Raw genomic sequence first — 645 nt, 5'->3', positions numbered from 1 at the left:
CTATCCAAGAACAAGTTCCCTCGCGGCGCTGCGCTGTTCGGCAACGTGAAGGACCACCTACGCCAGATCTGCGCGGCCACCCGGACCTCATGGTCAATTCAGAAGGGTAAGCTTCAAGTTCTCGGGAATGACAAGGCGTTGCCCGGCGGTGAGATTGTTCTGAACAGCCGCACTGGCCTTGTGGGCCTGCCGATGCAGACCATCCAGGGCATTGAAGGCGTCTGCTTGCTCAACGGCAATATGGTCCCCGGCTGCATCGTTCGGATTGACCAGAAGTCCATTCAGCAGGCCGAGTTCGACCCGAGCATCACCGGCGAACCAAACAATAAGCTTCTGAACCAATTCGGCATCGCCAGCGACGGTCGCTACAAGGTTTTCTATGTTGGTCACATCGGCGATAGTCGTGGTGAGCCATTTTTCACAAATTTTATTTGCGTTCGGCTTGATGCCTTGTCATCGTCATACGCTCTATCTTCTCGCGGCATTGGGAACCCAACCAATGGCCGGCACCGTCGACGAGGACCGCATCATCCGGGGCATGGTCGGCCGCGAGATGGCGAACCGGTATCCCGCCCGCGAGCCGCGCCTCGGCGACGTCATGCTCGAGGTGCGCGACTGGACGGTGCATCACGCCGTCCATGCCGA

At 58.8% G+C, this 645-nt stretch carries 1 protein-coding gene; it reads right to left on the bottom strand.

Annotated elements, in window-relative coordinates; genetic code table 11:
- Positions 1–93 precede the first annotated feature (93 nt).
- The gene (locus tag MKL09_RS13705; RefSeq protein ID WP_244020854.1) at positions 94–390 is read right to left on the bottom strand and encodes a hypothetical protein; all 297 of its coding nucleotides are present in this window, start codon (positions 388–390) and stop codon (positions 94–96) included.
- Positions 391–645: the final 255 nt, after the last annotated feature.

The organism is Methylobacterium sp. J-048, from assembly GCF_022829515.1.
Taxonomy (GTDB): Bacteria; Pseudomonadota; Alphaproteobacteria; order Rhizobiales; family Beijerinckiaceae; genus Methylobacterium.
This window is presented reverse-complemented; position numbering and strand designations above follow the sequence as displayed.